General features: G+C 36.7%; 11 protein-coding genes. 5 read left to right on the top strand and 6 right to left on the bottom strand.

Annotated features, from left to right (window positions below; genetic code table 11):
* Positions 1–17 precede the first annotated feature (17 nt).
* The 6 genes from IC610_RS18230 to IC610_RS18205 all read right to left on the bottom strand — a co-directional run bounded on the left by IC610_RS18230 (position 18) and on the right by IC610_RS18205 (position 5,575).
* Positions 18–1,517 carry a GH3 auxin-responsive promoter family protein gene (locus tag IC610_RS18230; protein ID WP_191738120.1) on the bottom strand — a complete coding sequence of 500 codons (1,500 nt, stop codon included), beginning with the start codon at positions 1,515–1,517 and terminating at the stop codon, positions 18–20.
* Between the two features lie 114 nt (positions 1,518–1,631).
* A complete protein-coding gene (locus IC610_RS18225; RefSeq protein WP_191738119.1) occupies positions 1,632–1,877 on the bottom strand; it encodes a hypothetical protein in 246 nt (81 codons plus the stop codon).
* A 150-nt stretch (positions 1,878–2,027) separates the two neighbouring features.
* Positions 2,028–2,420, bottom strand: a complete 393-nt coding sequence (locus tag IC610_RS18220) for a hypothetical protein (RefSeq protein ID WP_191738118.1) — start codon at positions 2,418–2,420, stop codon at positions 2,028–2,030.
* A gap of 190 nt (positions 2,421–2,610) precedes the next feature.
* Positions 2,611–4,431 (bottom strand): T9SS type A sorting domain-containing protein, encoded by a 1,821-nt coding sequence (locus IC610_RS18215; RefSeq protein WP_191738117.1) that lies wholly within the window; start codon positions 4,429–4,431, stop codon positions 2,611–2,613.
* A 182-nt stretch (positions 4,432–4,613) separates the two neighbouring features.
* Positions 4,614–5,210: an outer membrane beta-barrel protein gene (locus tag IC610_RS18210; protein ID WP_191738116.1), complete on the bottom strand. Its 597-nt coding sequence runs from the start codon at positions 5,208–5,210 to the stop codon at positions 4,614–4,616.
* Positions 5,207–5,575: a hypothetical protein gene (locus tag IC610_RS18205; protein ID WP_191738115.1), complete on the bottom strand. Its 369-nt coding sequence runs from the start codon at positions 5,573–5,575 to the stop codon at positions 5,207–5,209. The genes IC610_RS18210 and IC610_RS18205 overlap by 4 nt, the downstream gene beginning before the upstream one ends.
* Positions 5,576–5,728: 153 nt before the next feature.
* Here IC610_RS18205 and mfd point away from each other — a divergent pair, with 153 nt between their 5' ends.
* The 5 genes from mfd to IC610_RS18180 all read left to right on the top strand — a co-directional run bounded on the left by mfd (position 5,729) and on the right by IC610_RS18180 (position 16,645).
* Entirely contained in the window at positions 5,729–9,109 is a 3,381-nt protein-coding gene (gene mfd / locus IC610_RS18200; protein ID WP_191738147.1) for a transcription-repair coupling factor, read from the top strand.
* Positions 9,110–9,228: 119 nt separating this feature from the next.
* On the top strand, positions 9,229–10,125 hold the full coding sequence (locus tag IC610_RS18195; RefSeq protein WP_191738114.1) for a hypothetical protein: 897 nt from the start codon (positions 9,229–9,231) through the stop codon (positions 10,123–10,125).
* A 574-nt stretch (positions 10,126–10,699) separates the two neighbouring features.
* Entirely contained in the window at positions 10,700–13,825 is a 3,126-nt protein-coding gene (locus IC610_RS18190) for a SusC/RagA family TonB-linked outer membrane protein (protein ID WP_191738113.1), read from the top strand.
* An 11-nt stretch (positions 13,826–13,836) separates the two neighbouring features.
* On the top strand, positions 13,837–15,489 hold the full coding sequence (locus IC610_RS18185) for a RagB/SusD family nutrient uptake outer membrane protein (RefSeq protein ID WP_191738112.1): 1,653 nt from the start codon (positions 13,837–13,839) through the stop codon (positions 15,487–15,489).
* A 214-nt stretch (positions 15,490–15,703) separates the two neighbouring features.
* On the top strand, positions 15,704–16,645 hold the full coding sequence (locus IC610_RS18180) for a hypothetical protein (RefSeq protein ID WP_191738111.1): 942 nt from the start codon (positions 15,704–15,706) through the stop codon (positions 16,643–16,645).
* The last annotated feature ends 49 nt before the right edge of the window (positions 16,646–16,694 follow it).

Raw genomic sequence — 16,694 nt, 5'->3', positions numbered from 1 at the left:
GAATTGAAAAAATGTGATTATAATTTATATATTTCAAGTAAATCTGCCAGTTTTCTGTCATTGGCAAGTCTCGGGATTTTGTTTTGTCCGCCCAGTTTGCCCTGAGATTTAGCATATTCATTAAAAGCATTCTTTCTGAGTTTCGAGATTTTAAGCTGCTGTAAAATATTTCCGGAAATCAAATCATCGTAATACGAATTTCTGTTCCTTAGCTGAAAATCAAGTTCTTCTTTGAATAAATTTAAATTTGCAGGCTCTTCTTCAAACTCTATAAACCATTCATGATAAGGAAGTTCACTTTCGGCATTCACTCGGGGCGCAAGATGAAATTCTGTAATTTTTGCTGGATATTTCAGAACGGTAGATTTCAAGGCTTCTTCTACTTCAAATGCAATAACGTGCTCACCAAATGCTGAAGTGAAATGCTTTGTCCTTCCACTCACCAGAATTCTGTGAGGGTTTTTATCAGTAAATCTCACAACATCGCCGATGGAATAAGCCCAAAGTCCTGAATTTGTGGTTAAAATTAAAGCATAATCTTTATTGAGTTCCACATCCTTTAAAGTCAGTCTTTCTGTATCAGGTTTTCCATATTGTTCTAAAGGAATAAATTCGTAAAAAATACCGTGATTGGTTAAAAGTAAAAGTCCGTCTTTGGTGTAATCATCCTGAAAGGCAAAAAATCCTTCCGAGGCTGGAAAAGTTTGCACAATATCTACTTTTCCACCGAGAAGAAATTCCATTTTATCTTTGTAAGGCTCGTAGTTGACGCCACCTGTGACAATCAGCTGAAGATTTGGGAATAGCTGCTTGATTTTTTTACTGTGCTTTTCGGTCAGTTTTTCAAAATACATCACCAGCCAGGGCGGAATTCCGGAAATCAGAGTCATATTTTCGTGTTCTGTTTCTTCCACGATTTTATCAACTTTTGTTTCCCAGTCTTCAATCAGGTTGGTTTCCCAACTTGGCAATCTGTTTTTTTGGAGGTAATTTGGGATATGATGAGCGACAATCCCTGAAAGTCTACCAGTTTTAATTCCAAAAACCTCTTCCAGTTCAGGACTTCCCTGTAGGAAAATCATTTTTCCGTTAACGAAATCGGCATTGTTTTTTTTCGCAATGTAATGAAAAAGCGCACTCTGAGCTCCCTTCACCTGAAAAGGCATTCCTTCTTTTGAAATAGGAATATATTTCGATCCCGACGTAGTGCCCGATGTTTTCGCAAAATATTCGGGAGTTTCAGGCCAAAGAATGCTGCGTTGACCTCTTTTAACTTTTTCAATGTAAGGTTTCAGATCCTCATAATCATTGATTTTTACTTTGTCCTGAAATTCTTTGATGGTTTTAATATCTTCAAACTGATGACTGCGCCCAAAAAGTGTTTTCTCAGCAGTTTTTACAAGCGATAGTAATAATTCTTCCTGCAGTTTTTCTGCATTGTTTTTAAAATTTTCAGTTTGCGAAACGTGGCGTTTTGCCCAGGCTAAAGCAATATTTTTCTTCAGGAAATTTAGCATGGTTCAAATTTATAAATAAAGCGATAATTTTTGAAGATTTTATTTCAACAAAAAACCGGAGAAAATCCCCGGCTTAGTAAAATTGTATTGTTCAATGACAATGTATGGTTGATATTATTTGTTCGTCTTGTATCTTTTGTCTGGCGTACCGTCTTTTTTCAGTTTTTGATTTTCTTTATACCTTTTATCAGGTGTGCCGTCTTTTTTCATTTTTGCCGCTGGCTTTGCTGCGGGTTTTACTTCTGTTGTTTTTACAACTTTTGTGGTTTTCTGTGCTGCTTTGGTTGCAGGTGTTACCTGCTGAGCCTGTGCAACTCCTAATCCGATGATTAAAGATAGTGCTGTGATGAATTTTCTCATTGTTGATATGTTTTATGATAACCAAATTTAGTTAAAAACTGGAAATGTTTTATCTAAAATTAAACTTTAACTAAAACTTATAAAAACTTAAAAATAAATAAACCTGTCTCATAAAAAGAAACAGGTTTAAATTGTAATGCAAACTTTGAATTATCTTGTACAGTCGGCAGTCCAAGTCTTACCGTCTTTATTGTAGACGATATTCAAATCATTGTTATCAATTCTGATGTACACCAAAGCATTTGATCCCACCATTACCAAAGTGTTGTCGCCTGTTTTCTGGAACTCTAATCCGTTTAAGTCAGGAATTCCGTTACTGAATGTAAAGTTGTATTTTGTTCCGCTGGCAATTTTGGTCACAAAAACACTTCCGTCATTAGTGCTTATATTGGTGCTTCCGTCATTAAAGGAAACACTTCCCTTGTAAGTTCCCGCAAAAAAGTCATTGTCTGCCGGGTCGTCGTCATCCTTGCAAGAAGATAAGCTGATTGCTGTGAACATCACAAGCACTAAGACACCGAAAATTTTCATTAAATTTTTCATACTACTTAAATTGTTTGGTTAGGTTATGTTCTTTTCCAAACGACGTGCCGTAACGATAATTAGTGAGGTGTATTTAACGAAAAATTGTGAAAATTGGGTGTTTTTAATAATTTGTAAAAACATTACTGTCTTTTAATTTTGTTTTAGTACAAATTTTTAAATATTCAATAAATTCTCTACTAAAGACAATCTACTTTTGAATAGTAATCTTGAAATTCTGAATTAAAACTCCGTTTCGGTCTGTTACATTTACCATGTAGTTTCCATTTTGAAGCAGGTGTTCAAGATTTAAATGATGTTCATTGTTTTGTGATTTTGAGAGTTCTTTTTTATAAAGAACTCTTCCTGATAAATCAAAAATGCTCAGATGCAAGTTTTCTTTCCTTAAAATTTCGCCCCGAATGCTGAAGTTTCCTTTGTTTGGATTATCGTACAGGTCAATTTGTGATACTTTCGTAATATCTTTTGTGTCTAAAGTTTTTAAATTAAATTTTACTAAAAATGCACTGTTTTTCTGAGCATTTACGGTCGGGAAAGGATCTGTATACTGATTTTGCCAGCTTCCTGGCGTTGTATACAGATTGGGGCTTCTGGTGTCTCCATAAAAATATAGTGATTGATTATGAATGGCTATGTTCCATGGCTCGTCGGCTGACTGGCTTGTTCCTCCGTAGTAAGAAGTCCATTGCAGCACACCGTTAGTATTGAATTTTGAAAAAAAATGATTGGTAGAATATGTGCCGTTTTGCTCTGGTAATTGCTGGTGCACGAGCGGTGTAGAAATAATATTACTGGCTCCCCAGGTTTGGGCGCAAATGTAAATGTTATCTCCGGATAGTGCAAGCGGTTGCTGTGAACTTTGTGCTAAGTCTGTTCCTGTTCCGCCAATGTAGGTGCTCCAGATTCGTGCTCCTGAATGATCGAATTTTGTTAAGAAAAGATCCATGGCACTCGTGATTTGCGGTTTGTGACTTCCTGGCGTCCCATAGAAATTTGGATTAGGGTTAGTGCTCGAGTAGGTTTCATCTCCCAATACATAAAGGCCGGTCTCGTTAACTTCTATTGTTCTTATCGAGCTGCTTCCTGTGGGACTTGCGTAGTAGGTTGCCCAGGTTCTTGTGCCATTGTCTGCATTAAATTTGATTAGGGAGAAATAAACTGGAGTTGTTTGAAAAGCAGCGGCTGTAGGTATAATGATTTGGTTGGTTTGAGGTACCTGTGAGTTACCAAGATAAATAGAATTATTATGGAACTTGAGCATTGAAGCGTAGCCGGGGTAAAATGTTCCCCATAATTTCTGTCCGTCAGGATTAAGTTTTACAAGAAACCCACAATAATTATTTCCCATAGAGGTCATATACTGGAAGTTATCGAGATATGTTCCAGTTGTGGGAACGTTCTGTCCGTTGTACGTAATGCCAGAAATATAAACGTTTTGGCTGTTATCTGTAATTATTCTTGAAATACTCGGCTGATAAGTCGCCCAGATAAGATTATTATTTGCGTCATATTTTGAGATAACATACTGAGTGGCTGTTGTTCCCCACGTTCCGGGTGTGATGGGCACAGGAGTGCTTGCTGTATTGAGGAAGTACTGGTAATATCTGTTGTCGAGCTGGTCTACAAACATCAGCTCTTTTGTATAACTGCCCGGATTGTTGTTTTGCTGCTGATCATAATGATAATACAGCAATGTTCCGTTGCTGTTGAATTTTGCGGTATAATTAAAAGGGCTGTAAATGTTCGGTGCACTTTGAAAAGTTTGTCCGCCATTTAGTGAAAATTGCTGAAAATAAGATTCCGGAAAACTGCTTTGGTAGATCAGGCCTTTCGTGTAGATATTGTCCTGAGAATCAAAAAAAATCTGCTTCCCATTAAAAGTTCCTGAAAAACTTTTAGCGCCGACAGGTCCAAAATACGTTCCCCAGGCTCTTTCGTACTCAAAGTTGCTTTGTGCTTTTACAAAGACAGTCATGGCGATTAATAGAAGAAAGAATAAAATTTTAGACATATAAATCACTGTTTGTTGTAAAATTACAAATTATAATCAGAAATAATTGCGGAATATCTAATTTAATTCTATTGTTGAACTAAATTTCCGAAAATAAGTTATTTAAGAAGCAAAAAAAAGAAAAAGAGATTTTCTTTGCCTTGAAATTGGAGTGAAATTCTTTAAAATTTTCTTAAGAAAAATTATTTCTCATTTAAATTCAGCCTAACTCCAACATTAATGTAAAGCAATTGTGATCTGGAATAATATTTATTAAGCTCACTGTCTTTAAATTCAACCTGAGAATTGTAGAAATAAATTTTAGGCGAAGCAAAAACTTCAACAACTTTATTCTTAGAAAATTTGTAAGAAACCTCACTTCCTAATAAAAATCCGGCAGCAGTTTCTCTGTAATCATCTTCAATATACTGAGATTGGTTACTGAGCCTCATGATTCCTGCACCTATCTGACCCTGCACATTTAATCCGTTTTTAAAAGGGTATTTGTAAAGAAAATAAGCAGAAAAATTGGTGAGCTGCGGTTTTTCCAAATCTCCATAAACACTTTTGTTTTTCACTTCAGAAAAAGCCTGGCTTAGTTCCAGACCAAATCCCATGTTTCGCTTGAATACAGTTTGAAACGTCAGTCCGAAGCCGAAAAAGTTTTTGACGCCGTCTTTTAAATAGTTGTCGCCCATCGGAGTTACACTTACAACATCAATTCCCAAAGATGGCTGTGGTTTTTGACCGAATGACAGAGCAAAGCAAAAAATTGCAATTGAAAGTAAAAATCTTTTCATTGTTTGATCATTATGTTTGAGAATTTCACGTGTTGAAAATTTTCCGGAAGTACAATGGATAAAGAGTCTTGTGCTATCATACAATCTTCTGAATCTGTACTGAAACTGGTTATTTTTTTACCGATATAAAGATGTACTGTCTCTGCAACATCTGGTGCACCCATTTCGAAAGTCCCATCGCTTTTTGTGAGTGCATTTGAGATTGGGTAAGAAAAAGTTTCCAGTGAAACTTGTGCTTTGCTAAAGGGTTGATTGTTAAAGGTAATTTTCCCTTCCACAAACACTCTCGAATTGTTAACATAATCTGTTTCGCAGGAAATTAATGCGAGCAAAATGAGAATTACAGGTATAAATTTAAAATTCATAAAAAATATTTTCACTAATGTAATCTTTAATACTTAAATCTCAAAATCGTGAAGATGAATTTTTGTTCAATATTAATTTGCGTATTTTTGCAGCAGATTACGGTTTCAGGAACAATTCTTGAAATCGCTTTTGTCGTTCACACTAAAATTACTATGCAGCTAAAAAATATAGATAAAGTACTGCTCCCATCTTTGTTGAAAAGCGAGTTTGGAAAAGATATTTTCACGGTTTTAGAAAAAGAAAATCACATCTCTGTAAAAGGTTTTGCTGGTTCTGCCGCTTCCATTTTTACAGCAGAACTTTTTCATATTCACAAAAAAACGATTCTTTATATAATAGATGACAAAGAAGATGCGCTTTATGTCAATACAGAAATGGAAGATCTTCTGGGTAAAGAAAAAGTGCTTTATTTTCCGGCAACACATCTGGAGCCTTATCAGGTAGAGAAAACCCAAAATGCCAATTTGGTTCTCCGCACCGAGGTTTTAAATAAAATCAACGCCGGCAAATATCCGAAAGTGATTGTTGCCTACGCCGGAGCTTTATCTGAAAAAGTTTTGAAAAAGGAAGATTTCAAAGCCATTTCTCATCATATCAAAGTAGGCGATCAGCTTGATTTTGATTTTGTAGATGAACTGCTGAATCATTATCAGTTTAATCAGACCGATTTCGTATCAGAGCCTGGCGAATTTTCAGTTCGTGGTGGTATTGTTGATGTGTATTCCTACTCCAATGAAAAACCTTACAGAATAACTTTCTTTGGAAATGAAGTAGAAAATATTAAAACTTTTGACATTGAAACACAACTTTCTGTCTCTAAAGTAGACAGTTTTCAGTTGGTTTCCAACATGAATTTTTCCGTTTCAGGAACTAAAGTGTCTCTGTTGGAAATTTTACCTTCGGAGACTTTAATTATTTCTAAAAATCTCGAGTCTTCAAAACTGAAGTTCAAAAGTTTTTACGAAAAAGCATTAGAGAAATATGAAACTTTAAGCAAAGACATTGCTCATCGTTCTCCCCAGGATTTATTTATTTCAAATGAAGACTTTTTCTTTGAATACAAAAAGTTTCGCACAGTAGATTTTTCTTCCACAATAGTAAGTGGACTCGAAACTTCGCTTGTAGAATTTAACCAAACATCGCAGCCTTCATTTCACAAAAATTTTGAACTTCTGGTTGAAGATTTAGAAGCAAAGGAAACAGCGGGTTACGATATGTGGATCTCGTTTTCAGGAGACAAACAGAAAGAGAGACTCGAATCTATCTTTGAAGACTTGGGAAGAGGCGATTCCGGCAAGCGTGAAATTAAATTTAAAAGCTTTAAATCTGAACTTCACGAAGGTTTTGTAGATCCGGACAATAAAATTTTAGTTTATACAGACCATCAGATTTTTGACCGTTACCAACGATACAAAACGAAAAATTCTTTTGCTAAATCTGAGCAATTGACTTTAAAAGATTTGATGTCTTTGAAAGTGGGAGATTACATTGCCCACATCGACCACGGAATCGGTAAATTCATGGGTCTTGTAAAAGTAAACAATGACGGAAAAGTACAGGAATGCTTCAAATTAATATATAAAAACGGAGATCTTTTGTACGTCAGCATCCATTCTCTTCATAAAATTTCGAAATACAACGGGCCGGACGGAAAAGAGATTGTTTTGAGTAAACTCGGTTCTCCAGCCTGGAAATCTTTAAAACAAAAAACAAAAGCTAAGGTAAAACAGATTGCTTTTGATTTAATTAAATTATACGCACAGAGAAAAACAGCCAAAGGATTCTCTTATTCGCCCGATTCTTATCTTCAGAATGAGTTGGAGGCAAGTTTCGTTTACGAAGATACACCAGATCAGGAAAAAGCGACCATCGATGTGAAAAAAGACATGGAAGCAGAAACCGTGATGGACCGTTTGGTTTGCGGAGACGTAGGTTTTGGTAAAACTGAGGTTGCGATTCGGGCTGCCTTCAAAGCCGCTACAGACGGAAAGCAGGTTGCGATTTTGGTTCCGACAACGATTTTGGCATTTCAGCACTACAGAAGTTTTAAAGACAGATTGAAAGATTTTCCTGTGAATATTTCATACTTGAACCGTTTCAGAACAGCAAAACAAAAATCTGAAACTTTAGCAGGACTGAAAGAAGGGAAAGTGGATATCGTTATCGGAACGCATCAATTGGTTTCCGACAAGGTAAAATTTAAAGATTTAGGACTTCTAATTATTGATGAAGAACATAAATTTGGTGTTGCTGTAAAAGATAAACTCAAACTGTTTAAATCAAATGTCGATACATTAACGCTTACTGCAACGCCGATTCCAAGAACATTACAGTTTTCTCTGATGGCCGCGCGTGACCTTTCCGTAATAAAAACACCACCACCCAACAGACAGCCTGTAGAAACGCACATGGTTGGTTTTGATGAAGAACTCTTGAGAGACGCAATTTCTTATGAACTGCAGCGTGACGGACAGGTTTATTTCATCAACAACAGAGTTGAAAATCTGAAAGATATTGCGGGATTAATTCAAAGGCTTGTTCCGGACGCAAAAGTAATTACGGGTCACGGGCAAATGGATGGTAAACAGCTTGAGCAGAATGTTCTCGATTTCATGGAAGGAAAATATGATGTTTTGGTCTCAACCACGATCATTGAAAGTGGGGTGGATGTACCGAACGCCAACACGATTTTCATCAATGATGCGCAGCGATTCGGGATGGCAGATGTACACCAGATGAGAGGTAGAGTGGGACGAAGCAACAGAAAAGCATTTTGCTATTTGATCACGCCTCCTTTAGATATGATTACATCTGATGCCAAAAAAAGACTGGAAGCGATTGAGCAGTTTTCCGATTTGGGAAGCGGTTTCCAGATTGCGATGAAGGATTTGGAAATTCGTGGTGCCGGCGATCTTCTGGGTGGAGAGCAGAGTGGATTCATCAACGAAATGGGTTTTGAAACATACCAGAAAATGATGCAGGAAGCTTTGGAAGAGCTGAAAGATGATGATGAATTCGGAAGTTTGTTTGAAAACGAAGAAGACCGCCAAAAATTATTTAAATCCGTAAAAGAAGTCAACATCGACACAGATCTTGAACTGATGTTGCCTGATTCATATGTTTCAAGCACCGAAGAAAGATTGTTGCTGTATCAGAAATTAGCTGAAATAGATAATGAAAATGATTTGCAGAAATTTGAAGCAGAATTAAAAGACCGGTTTGGTGAACTGCCTGAAGAGGTAGTCAATCTTCTGAAAAGTGTTGCATTAAAATGGCTGGCCGCTGAAATTGGTTTCGAAAAAATTGTAATGAAAAACAGTGTTTTCCTCGGTTATTTCCCATCCAATCCGCAGGATAAATTTTATCAGACCGAAAAATTCAGAAATATCATTTCTTATTTAACTCAGAATCCGGCGCAGGCACAGCTGAAAGAAAAAGCAGGAAAAGAAGGCAATAATCTCATGATGCGGAAGGAGAAGGTAAAAAATGTGGATGAGGTCAATAAATTACTTAAAACAATTCTTGGCAATTAAAATTTCAACAGATATAGTTAAAAATCTAAAACTTGTTTTAGATTTTTTTGTTAATAATTCATTATAATTCCTTAATTATTGAAAATATTTTATATTTGTTTGAAATTTATTAAAAACTTATGACTAAAAACAATTTTATTACCGGAGTTTATGCTTTTTCCCTGGCTTTTGTGCTTTCATGTGATAATACAACTGCAGATCCCATCAACAATAATCTCAACAATCCCAATAATGCGGGAAGTACGGGCGGAACAGCACCTACAATTTTAGGTCCGCGGATTCTGCACAAAGTTACTGTGAATAACGAACCCAATCAGGAATATGTAACTACAGGAACTACTCTGGAGAAAGCGATTTTCAAGGAATCAAGCGGTCCCAATTCATTTCTTATCGGTAGAGTGACTTACACCTCAGGTAAAATTTCCAGAGTGAAATTTGAGCAGGAAGTTAATGGTGCCGTACCTGCAAACAATATGTCGCATGATTATCATTTCACTTATGATTCTGGCGGAAAAATAAATTACACAACGTGTACAAGGATGATAGGAACAATGTCTAACTTTGATAGTGAGTACACTTACACGTACGATGGCTCAGGAAAAATGACGAAGATTGTAGAGAAGAAGAAGGCAGGAACTACCTATACGCATTTCACAAATTATACCCTAACAAACACTGGGGATAATATCACAAAAATGATTATGGAAAACGGAACAACAAGCTCTACAGGTGTTCCGGATCTGTCTAACACTTTTACTTACACCTACAATTTTGATGGCTATGATAACAAAATTAATCCATACACTACACTGCCGAAAACGTTTTTTGTAGCATGGAGTCTACTACATCCAGCCAATTTTTCAGCACTGTCAGCAAATAATGTGACAAGTTTTACTATTGTCAATCCATCGCCGGCACCATCAATTCCGGGAGCATACACTTATCTTTACGATTCTCAGAATTATCCGGTTTCTGATCAGACTCAAATTCAAAAATATATTTATAAAGCATTATAAATAATTTTTATAAAAAATTAAATTAGTTGAGTTAAATCACGTCCATCGTTTTTCAAAAACCGAATGTGATTTAACTGAATTTTAGAAAAAATAATACACATATTTATTCGTAAAACTGTCTGGTAAAGGCAGTTTTTTTTATTGCTTTTTAAGGAAGCATTTTTGAGTTTTTTACAAAGATAATAACAAGTATTTTTCGTTAAAATTTTGAAAATTTTGTTAATTGTATTTTTCACAATCGATAAAAAAATGATGAGGTTGCACTACTTTTCGGGAATTTTTTTGATATTAATTTAACGAATAAATGATAAAAATCATGTTTTATTCAAAATTTTATATCAGAATAAATTATTGATAATCAGTTTTCTAAAAAATATTTTTGCCTTAATGTTAAAAAAAATTAAGATTATATTAAAAAAAGGTTAATATAGAAAACGGAAAAATTGAGCGAAACGTGCAATCGATTACGCATCAATTTTTTAGTGATTTTTAAGATAAGAAATTTGTGAAGTAGCTAAGCTCAAATTACTTATCGAAACAGCAAATTTTAACTCACAAAAAACTCTAATCAATTATGTCATTTGAAAAACTAACAGGATCCGGCGTTCTGGTTCGCAAGAAGCTTGCTGTTTTGTTTCTTTTTTCTTCTGCAGTAGTATTTGCGCAGCAAGGCAAAGAGGTAAGCGGCAAAATCACAAACGACAAACAGGCAGCAATGCCAAATGTGACGGTGAAAGAAGAAGGAACCGAAAACACTGCAACCACAGATGCAGAAGGTAATTTCATCATTACGCTTTTAAAAGACCAGTCATCACTTTCTGTAACTACTGATGGGTTTCAAACTCAAACAATTCCGGTTGATAACCGCAGTTTTATAGCAATTCCACTTCAGGAAGATAAGACAAAAAACATTGAACAGGTAGTAATCGTAGGCTACGGATCTGTAAAAAAGACTGATCTTACAGGCTCAGTGAACACGCTGAGTGCTGATAAAATTGTAGAAAGAAATACAACCAGCCCGCTGGAAGCGATCCAGGGAAGTATGGCGGGTGTGAATATATCTGCAAACTCAGGAAGAGTGGGTGATGGTTTTAAAATGACCATCAGAGGAAACAACTCTCTGATTTCTTCAGGAAACCCTTTGTACGTTGTAGACGGCGTTCCCACAGATAACATAGACTTTCTGAATCCTCAGGATATTGCCAGACTGGATGTTTTGAAAGATGCATCTTCAGCGGCAATCTATGGTTCCAGGGGTGCGAGTGGTGTTGTTTTGGTAACCACAAAAAACGGAGCGACAGCAAAAGGAGGAATCAATGTTTCACTGGAAACATCTTACGGTATAAGAACTGCGGCACGTCTTCCAAAAATGATGAGTGGTTCTGAATGGTGGAATTTTCATCAGGCAGCTTATTTGAGCGCAACTCCAAACACCCAGACTCCGGCAGCATTGGCGACTTTGGCAGGAAATCAAAGTCCGCTTTTGGTGCAGAGAGCCAACAACGGTTATAACTTCGATTGGTACGATGCGGTTTTGCAACCCGGAGCGATGCAAAATCATTACGTTAATATTTCCGGAAGATCAGAAGGTGGTTTAGGCTATAATCTATCTTTTGGAGCTCAGGGAAATGATGGAATCATTGATAACGATTCAAACGATAAATACACTTTCAAATTAGGTTTAAACCATAAAATTAACAGTAAGTTTTCTACAGGTGCCAACTTAACGGTTGCAAGAACGATTACAGAGTACGGAAGTGATTTGGCGATGAGGTCTGCATTCAGTTTCAGTCCATTGATTTCTCCTTATGCAGTTGATGCACAGGGGAATGATATTGAAGGTCAATTGTTTTTGCTTCCGGGAAAACTTACTTATCCAGATGGTAGCTGGGCAATCAATAAAACGAGTACAATAAACCCTTTGCTTGAAATTGCAAATTCAAGACAGACAGAAAGAATCTGGCAGGCTTTGGGTAATGTATTTTTCCAGTATCAGCCAAAAAAATGGCTGTCATTTAAGACCACATTCTCCGGAGGTTTTGCCAATAATACTTTTGGGATTTCTAATGGCGTGCAGACCAATGCCGGAATTGCACTTAATAACAAAAATTCAGCATCAGTAGCAAAAAATGAAAATTTTAATTATACCTGGGATAATCAGATTGATCTAAAGCATACCTTTAATGATACTCACGACGTAAGTGTTTTATTGTTACAGAGTTTATACTCCAATACCGACGAGTTTTTCTACTCTTATGCCAACGGAATGCCTTTCGACATGGGTATCTACAGCAATGGATTTGGTTCCCCAACGAGTTTCCAGTTAAGAGATCCTGCACTTACTCCGCCTTACATGAAAAGAACATTGAATTCTTATGCAGTGAGAGTGAACTACGGATTTCGGGATAAATATTTGCTGACAGCGTCTTCAAGATGGGACGGATCATCAGTTTTGTCTTCAGAAAATAAATGGACGGTTTTCCCTTCATTAGCTCTAGGCTGGAAAATTAAAAAAGAATCTTTCCTTGAAAATGTCAAAGCTGTTTCTGATTTAAAATTAAGGGCAAGTATTGGTTACACTGGGAATGACAATGTTGCTCCATACCAGTCATTAGCGCTTCTTGATCAGCAGACATTTTATGCCAATAGCAGTACATTGGTTCCGGGATTGCAGACATCAAGTCTTTCTAACCCTAATTTGACATGGGAAAAAACAAGAGAATTAAATTTTGGAATAGATTTCGGCTTCCTGAAAAACAGAATTACAGGTACCGTTGATGTCTATGACAGACTTTCTGAAAATTTGATCTACAGACAGCAGCCACCTGCAGAAGTTGGACATAAAATAACTTATGCCAATGTAGGATCTGTCAGTAACAAAGGTGTTGAGGTTTTATTAACTACTAAAAACATTAAAAGCAGCCTTGTAAACTGGGAAACGACATTTACTTTTACTAAAAACGTCAATAGATTAGAATCAATTTATGGTCAGGATAAAGTGAGTGATATTGGGAACAATTTGATTTTAGGATCAAGTTTAAATCCTAATTACAACTATGTTTTTGATGGGGTTTGGCAGGAAAGTGAAGCGGCTCAGGCAGCAGCTTACGGGATGGCTCCGGGACAGGCAAGGCCAAAAGATCTCAACGGTGACGGGAAATTTAATGCCAACGACAGAACGGTAATCGGCAGTGCTGTACCAAAATGGCAGGGGAGTTTTTACTCGAGGCTTACTGTAGGGAAATTTGATTTCAATTTCTCAGTTATTACAAGTCAGGGACAAACCGTTTTGAGTACTTTCCACCAAAACTTTGCTGACGTTTCAGACAGAGGCCGCCAAAAAATGGCAATGGAATATTTTGTACCAACCAACAGTGCTGGTTTAGCATCAAATGCCAATAACAGCAACCCAAGACCGGGACCTGTAGGAACTGGAGCAGGAGCTTTTTGGGGAACTGGTTTTGGATATTACAGAGATGCATCTTTTACAAAAGTGAAAAATATCTCTTTAGGTTATACGTTTGATACAGATTTCCTTAAAAGAATAAAAATGAGCAGTCTGAGAGTTTACGTAAACGTTTTAGACCCGTTCGTATTTACAAAATTCGACGGATACGATCCGGAATGGGCAGCTGCCAATATGGGCATCAACAGACCTGCTGCTATAACAACTCAATTGGGATTAAGTGCTAAATTTTAATTAAAAAAATCATGAAAAAAATAATATTAACTTTAGTTTTTGCCACTTCACTTTTCAATTCGTGCAGTGACTATATTGAAGAAGAAAGTTTGGCGTTTGCCCCTGCTGACGAAGCTTTCAGAACAGCTGCAGGATATCAGCTTCTTGTAAATTCCAACTATGCCTGGCTGAAAGGGATTTATGGAGGTGATCCATGGCTTTTTGTAGCCGGCACCGATATGTATGCAGAAGGAAGAACTCCGGAGCCAGCGGGTTTAAGTCAATATACGCAACTTATCCCTGCTTCTGAAGGAGTAGATCAGTTGTATATGTCCTGTTATCAGTTGATTCAGTCCGTAAATAAGACCGTTTATTATTCTACACTTACAGAGCAGACACCTTCTGTACCTGCAATGGTTGGAGAGGCAAGATTTTTGAGAGCCAATGCTTATTTTCTGATGGTACAGACTTATGGAGGGGTTCCAATTGTAGAAGAAAATTTTGTAACACCTGTTTTACAGTTTAACCGAAATACGGCACAGGAAGTTTATGCCTATATTATTAAAGAATTAGAGGCGTCTCTGGCTGCTGTCACCACAAACACTTATGCTACCAGCGGAAGAGTGAATAAAAAAGCAGTCAATGATCTTTTAGCCAAAGTGTATCTTACCAGAGGATATGAAACTTTTGGTTTACCTTCAGATTTTGCAACAGCAGCTACTTATGCTGATGCAGCGATTGCCGGACAGGCATTAACAATGACTCCGGCACAAATGTTCTCTCCCGGAAATGCAACTGAACTGGGTCCGGAAACGATTTTTTCGGTACAGTACGATTTGGCATCAACCTCCACATCGCCCACTACTTTAGGAAACAAACAGTTTTACTATTATAGTTCTTATCTTGGTGGAGCTGAAACTAATGGAAATGCACCTTTAAGAAGTTACAATCTCTGTCCGACAAAATATGCAATTGATCTGTTTAAACAAGGCGATTTAAGATGGGAAGCTACTTTTATGAATGTGGTTTACGAGAAATATTACGACTTCTTCCGTGTCGCAGATAAATCAACACTTAAAATCAAACATTTTTATGAGCCAACATGGTACACTGCAGCGGATAAAACTGCGTGGATGACTGCTAATGCTTCAAAATTGGCAACAGGTTTTACTTATCATGACAAAGGAACGTATGATGCGGCTTATACTTTAGTTAAAAACTTAGATTATCAGACGATTCCTGTGAAGAAGTTTGATGATCCTGCTTTGACGACACCAGCAAGCACGGGGCCGGTAAGTACAAGAGATATTATCATTTCCAGATTGTCTGATACTTATCTGATTGCAGCTGAAGCTTATTTAAAAGCTGGAAATCCAGGAATGGGTCTCACAAGATTGAATGCTGTAAGAGCAAGAGCGGGCGTTACCGCTGCGACACCTGCAGAATTCAACATCAGCTATATTCTTGATGAAAGAGGAAGAGAAATGCTGGGAGAATACAACAGATGGTTTGACCTGAAACGTACCGGAACTTTGGTTGCCAGAGCTGTTCAGTATAATTATAAAATTACCAGTGCATCTCAGTTTAACGGAAATGGCGGTAATCTGAAGATACTGAGACCAATTCCTCAAACGGTTTTAGATTTAAATCAAAATAAAAACTTTCCGCAGAATCCTGCTTATTAAAAACTTTTACATAAATTGATTATTGAAGAGACTGTCTGGAAAGCAGTCTCTTTTTTTGATTAGATAATTTTTTTTAAACATTTTGAATTAATTATTGCACTTATATCCAAAATTCTTTAAATTTTCGATATTATTTTGTGACAATCTGAATAAGAAAGTGTTTCTTATGTAAAAAAAAATTATATTTGTGGAAAAATAAGTAATCTCATTTAATATGAAACAACTTTTCTATTTTATATTGCTGGTTGCAGGTTTGTCTTCTGTACATTCTTGTAAGGATTTGGTAGACGAAGAGGGAAATCCGCTTATCGACCTTAACGAAAATTCTGGTCTTATCGGGCCACGGTCTTTATTCAGAGAAATTACAAATGCTGATACCATCGCAGAATACCGTTACAACGGTCTTTTACTTTCTAAAGTTCTTACCAAAGGAAAATCTACAAGATCTGTTAAAGATTTAATGTGGAGTGGTGATAAAGTGAGCAAAATTACGTTCTACGGATTTTTAGATGAAGATAAAGACGGTGCTTTGGATGCCGACAGTGTTGCTTACACACAATTGCTGACTTATGGCGCTGGTGGCAGATTAACCATTATCTCAGAAAACAGAATCAGTTATGTGAAGAAAATTCCTACAGGAGGTACCGTACCTGCTTTACCATGGGTAATTGACAAGAAGTATAAAAAAATATACAACTTAGAATATGCTACGGGAACCGACAAACTGAGTAAAATTACCATGAGAAATGGTGAGGAAGTTACGGGAGTGCCTTTCGATTACACTTTATATTCCATTTCAAACTATGCTTATTCTGGTGATAATATTGCTACAGTGACAAGAGATTATGGTACAATCACAGCAGGAACGTTTGGTACACCTACAGAAAAGTATAAGTATGAGTACTTTACTTTAGATACCCAAATCAACCCGCACACTTTGTTGCCGTTTGCCTACAAAATTTCTCATTTGCTTTCTACAAGAGTGAATGATGAGAAAAGCCACAGTCTTTCTATCAACAATCCAAGAAGATTAACGATTACAGATATGATGATGCCTATACCTACGCCAGTGGTGTTTACAACCAATTATGCGTATGATCCTCAAACGTATATGACGCAAGGTTTCGGTATAAATTATATTTACAAACCACAGTAAGCGAAAAATTTCAAAACATACAGCCCGATCTTTCCGAAGATTGGGCTTT

Source organism: Chryseobacterium caseinilyticum, assembly GCF_014837145.1.
Classification (GTDB): domain Bacteria; phylum Bacteroidota; class Bacteroidia; order Flavobacteriales; family Weeksellaceae; genus Chryseobacterium; species Chryseobacterium caseinilyticum.
This window is presented reverse-complemented; position numbering and strand designations above follow the sequence as displayed.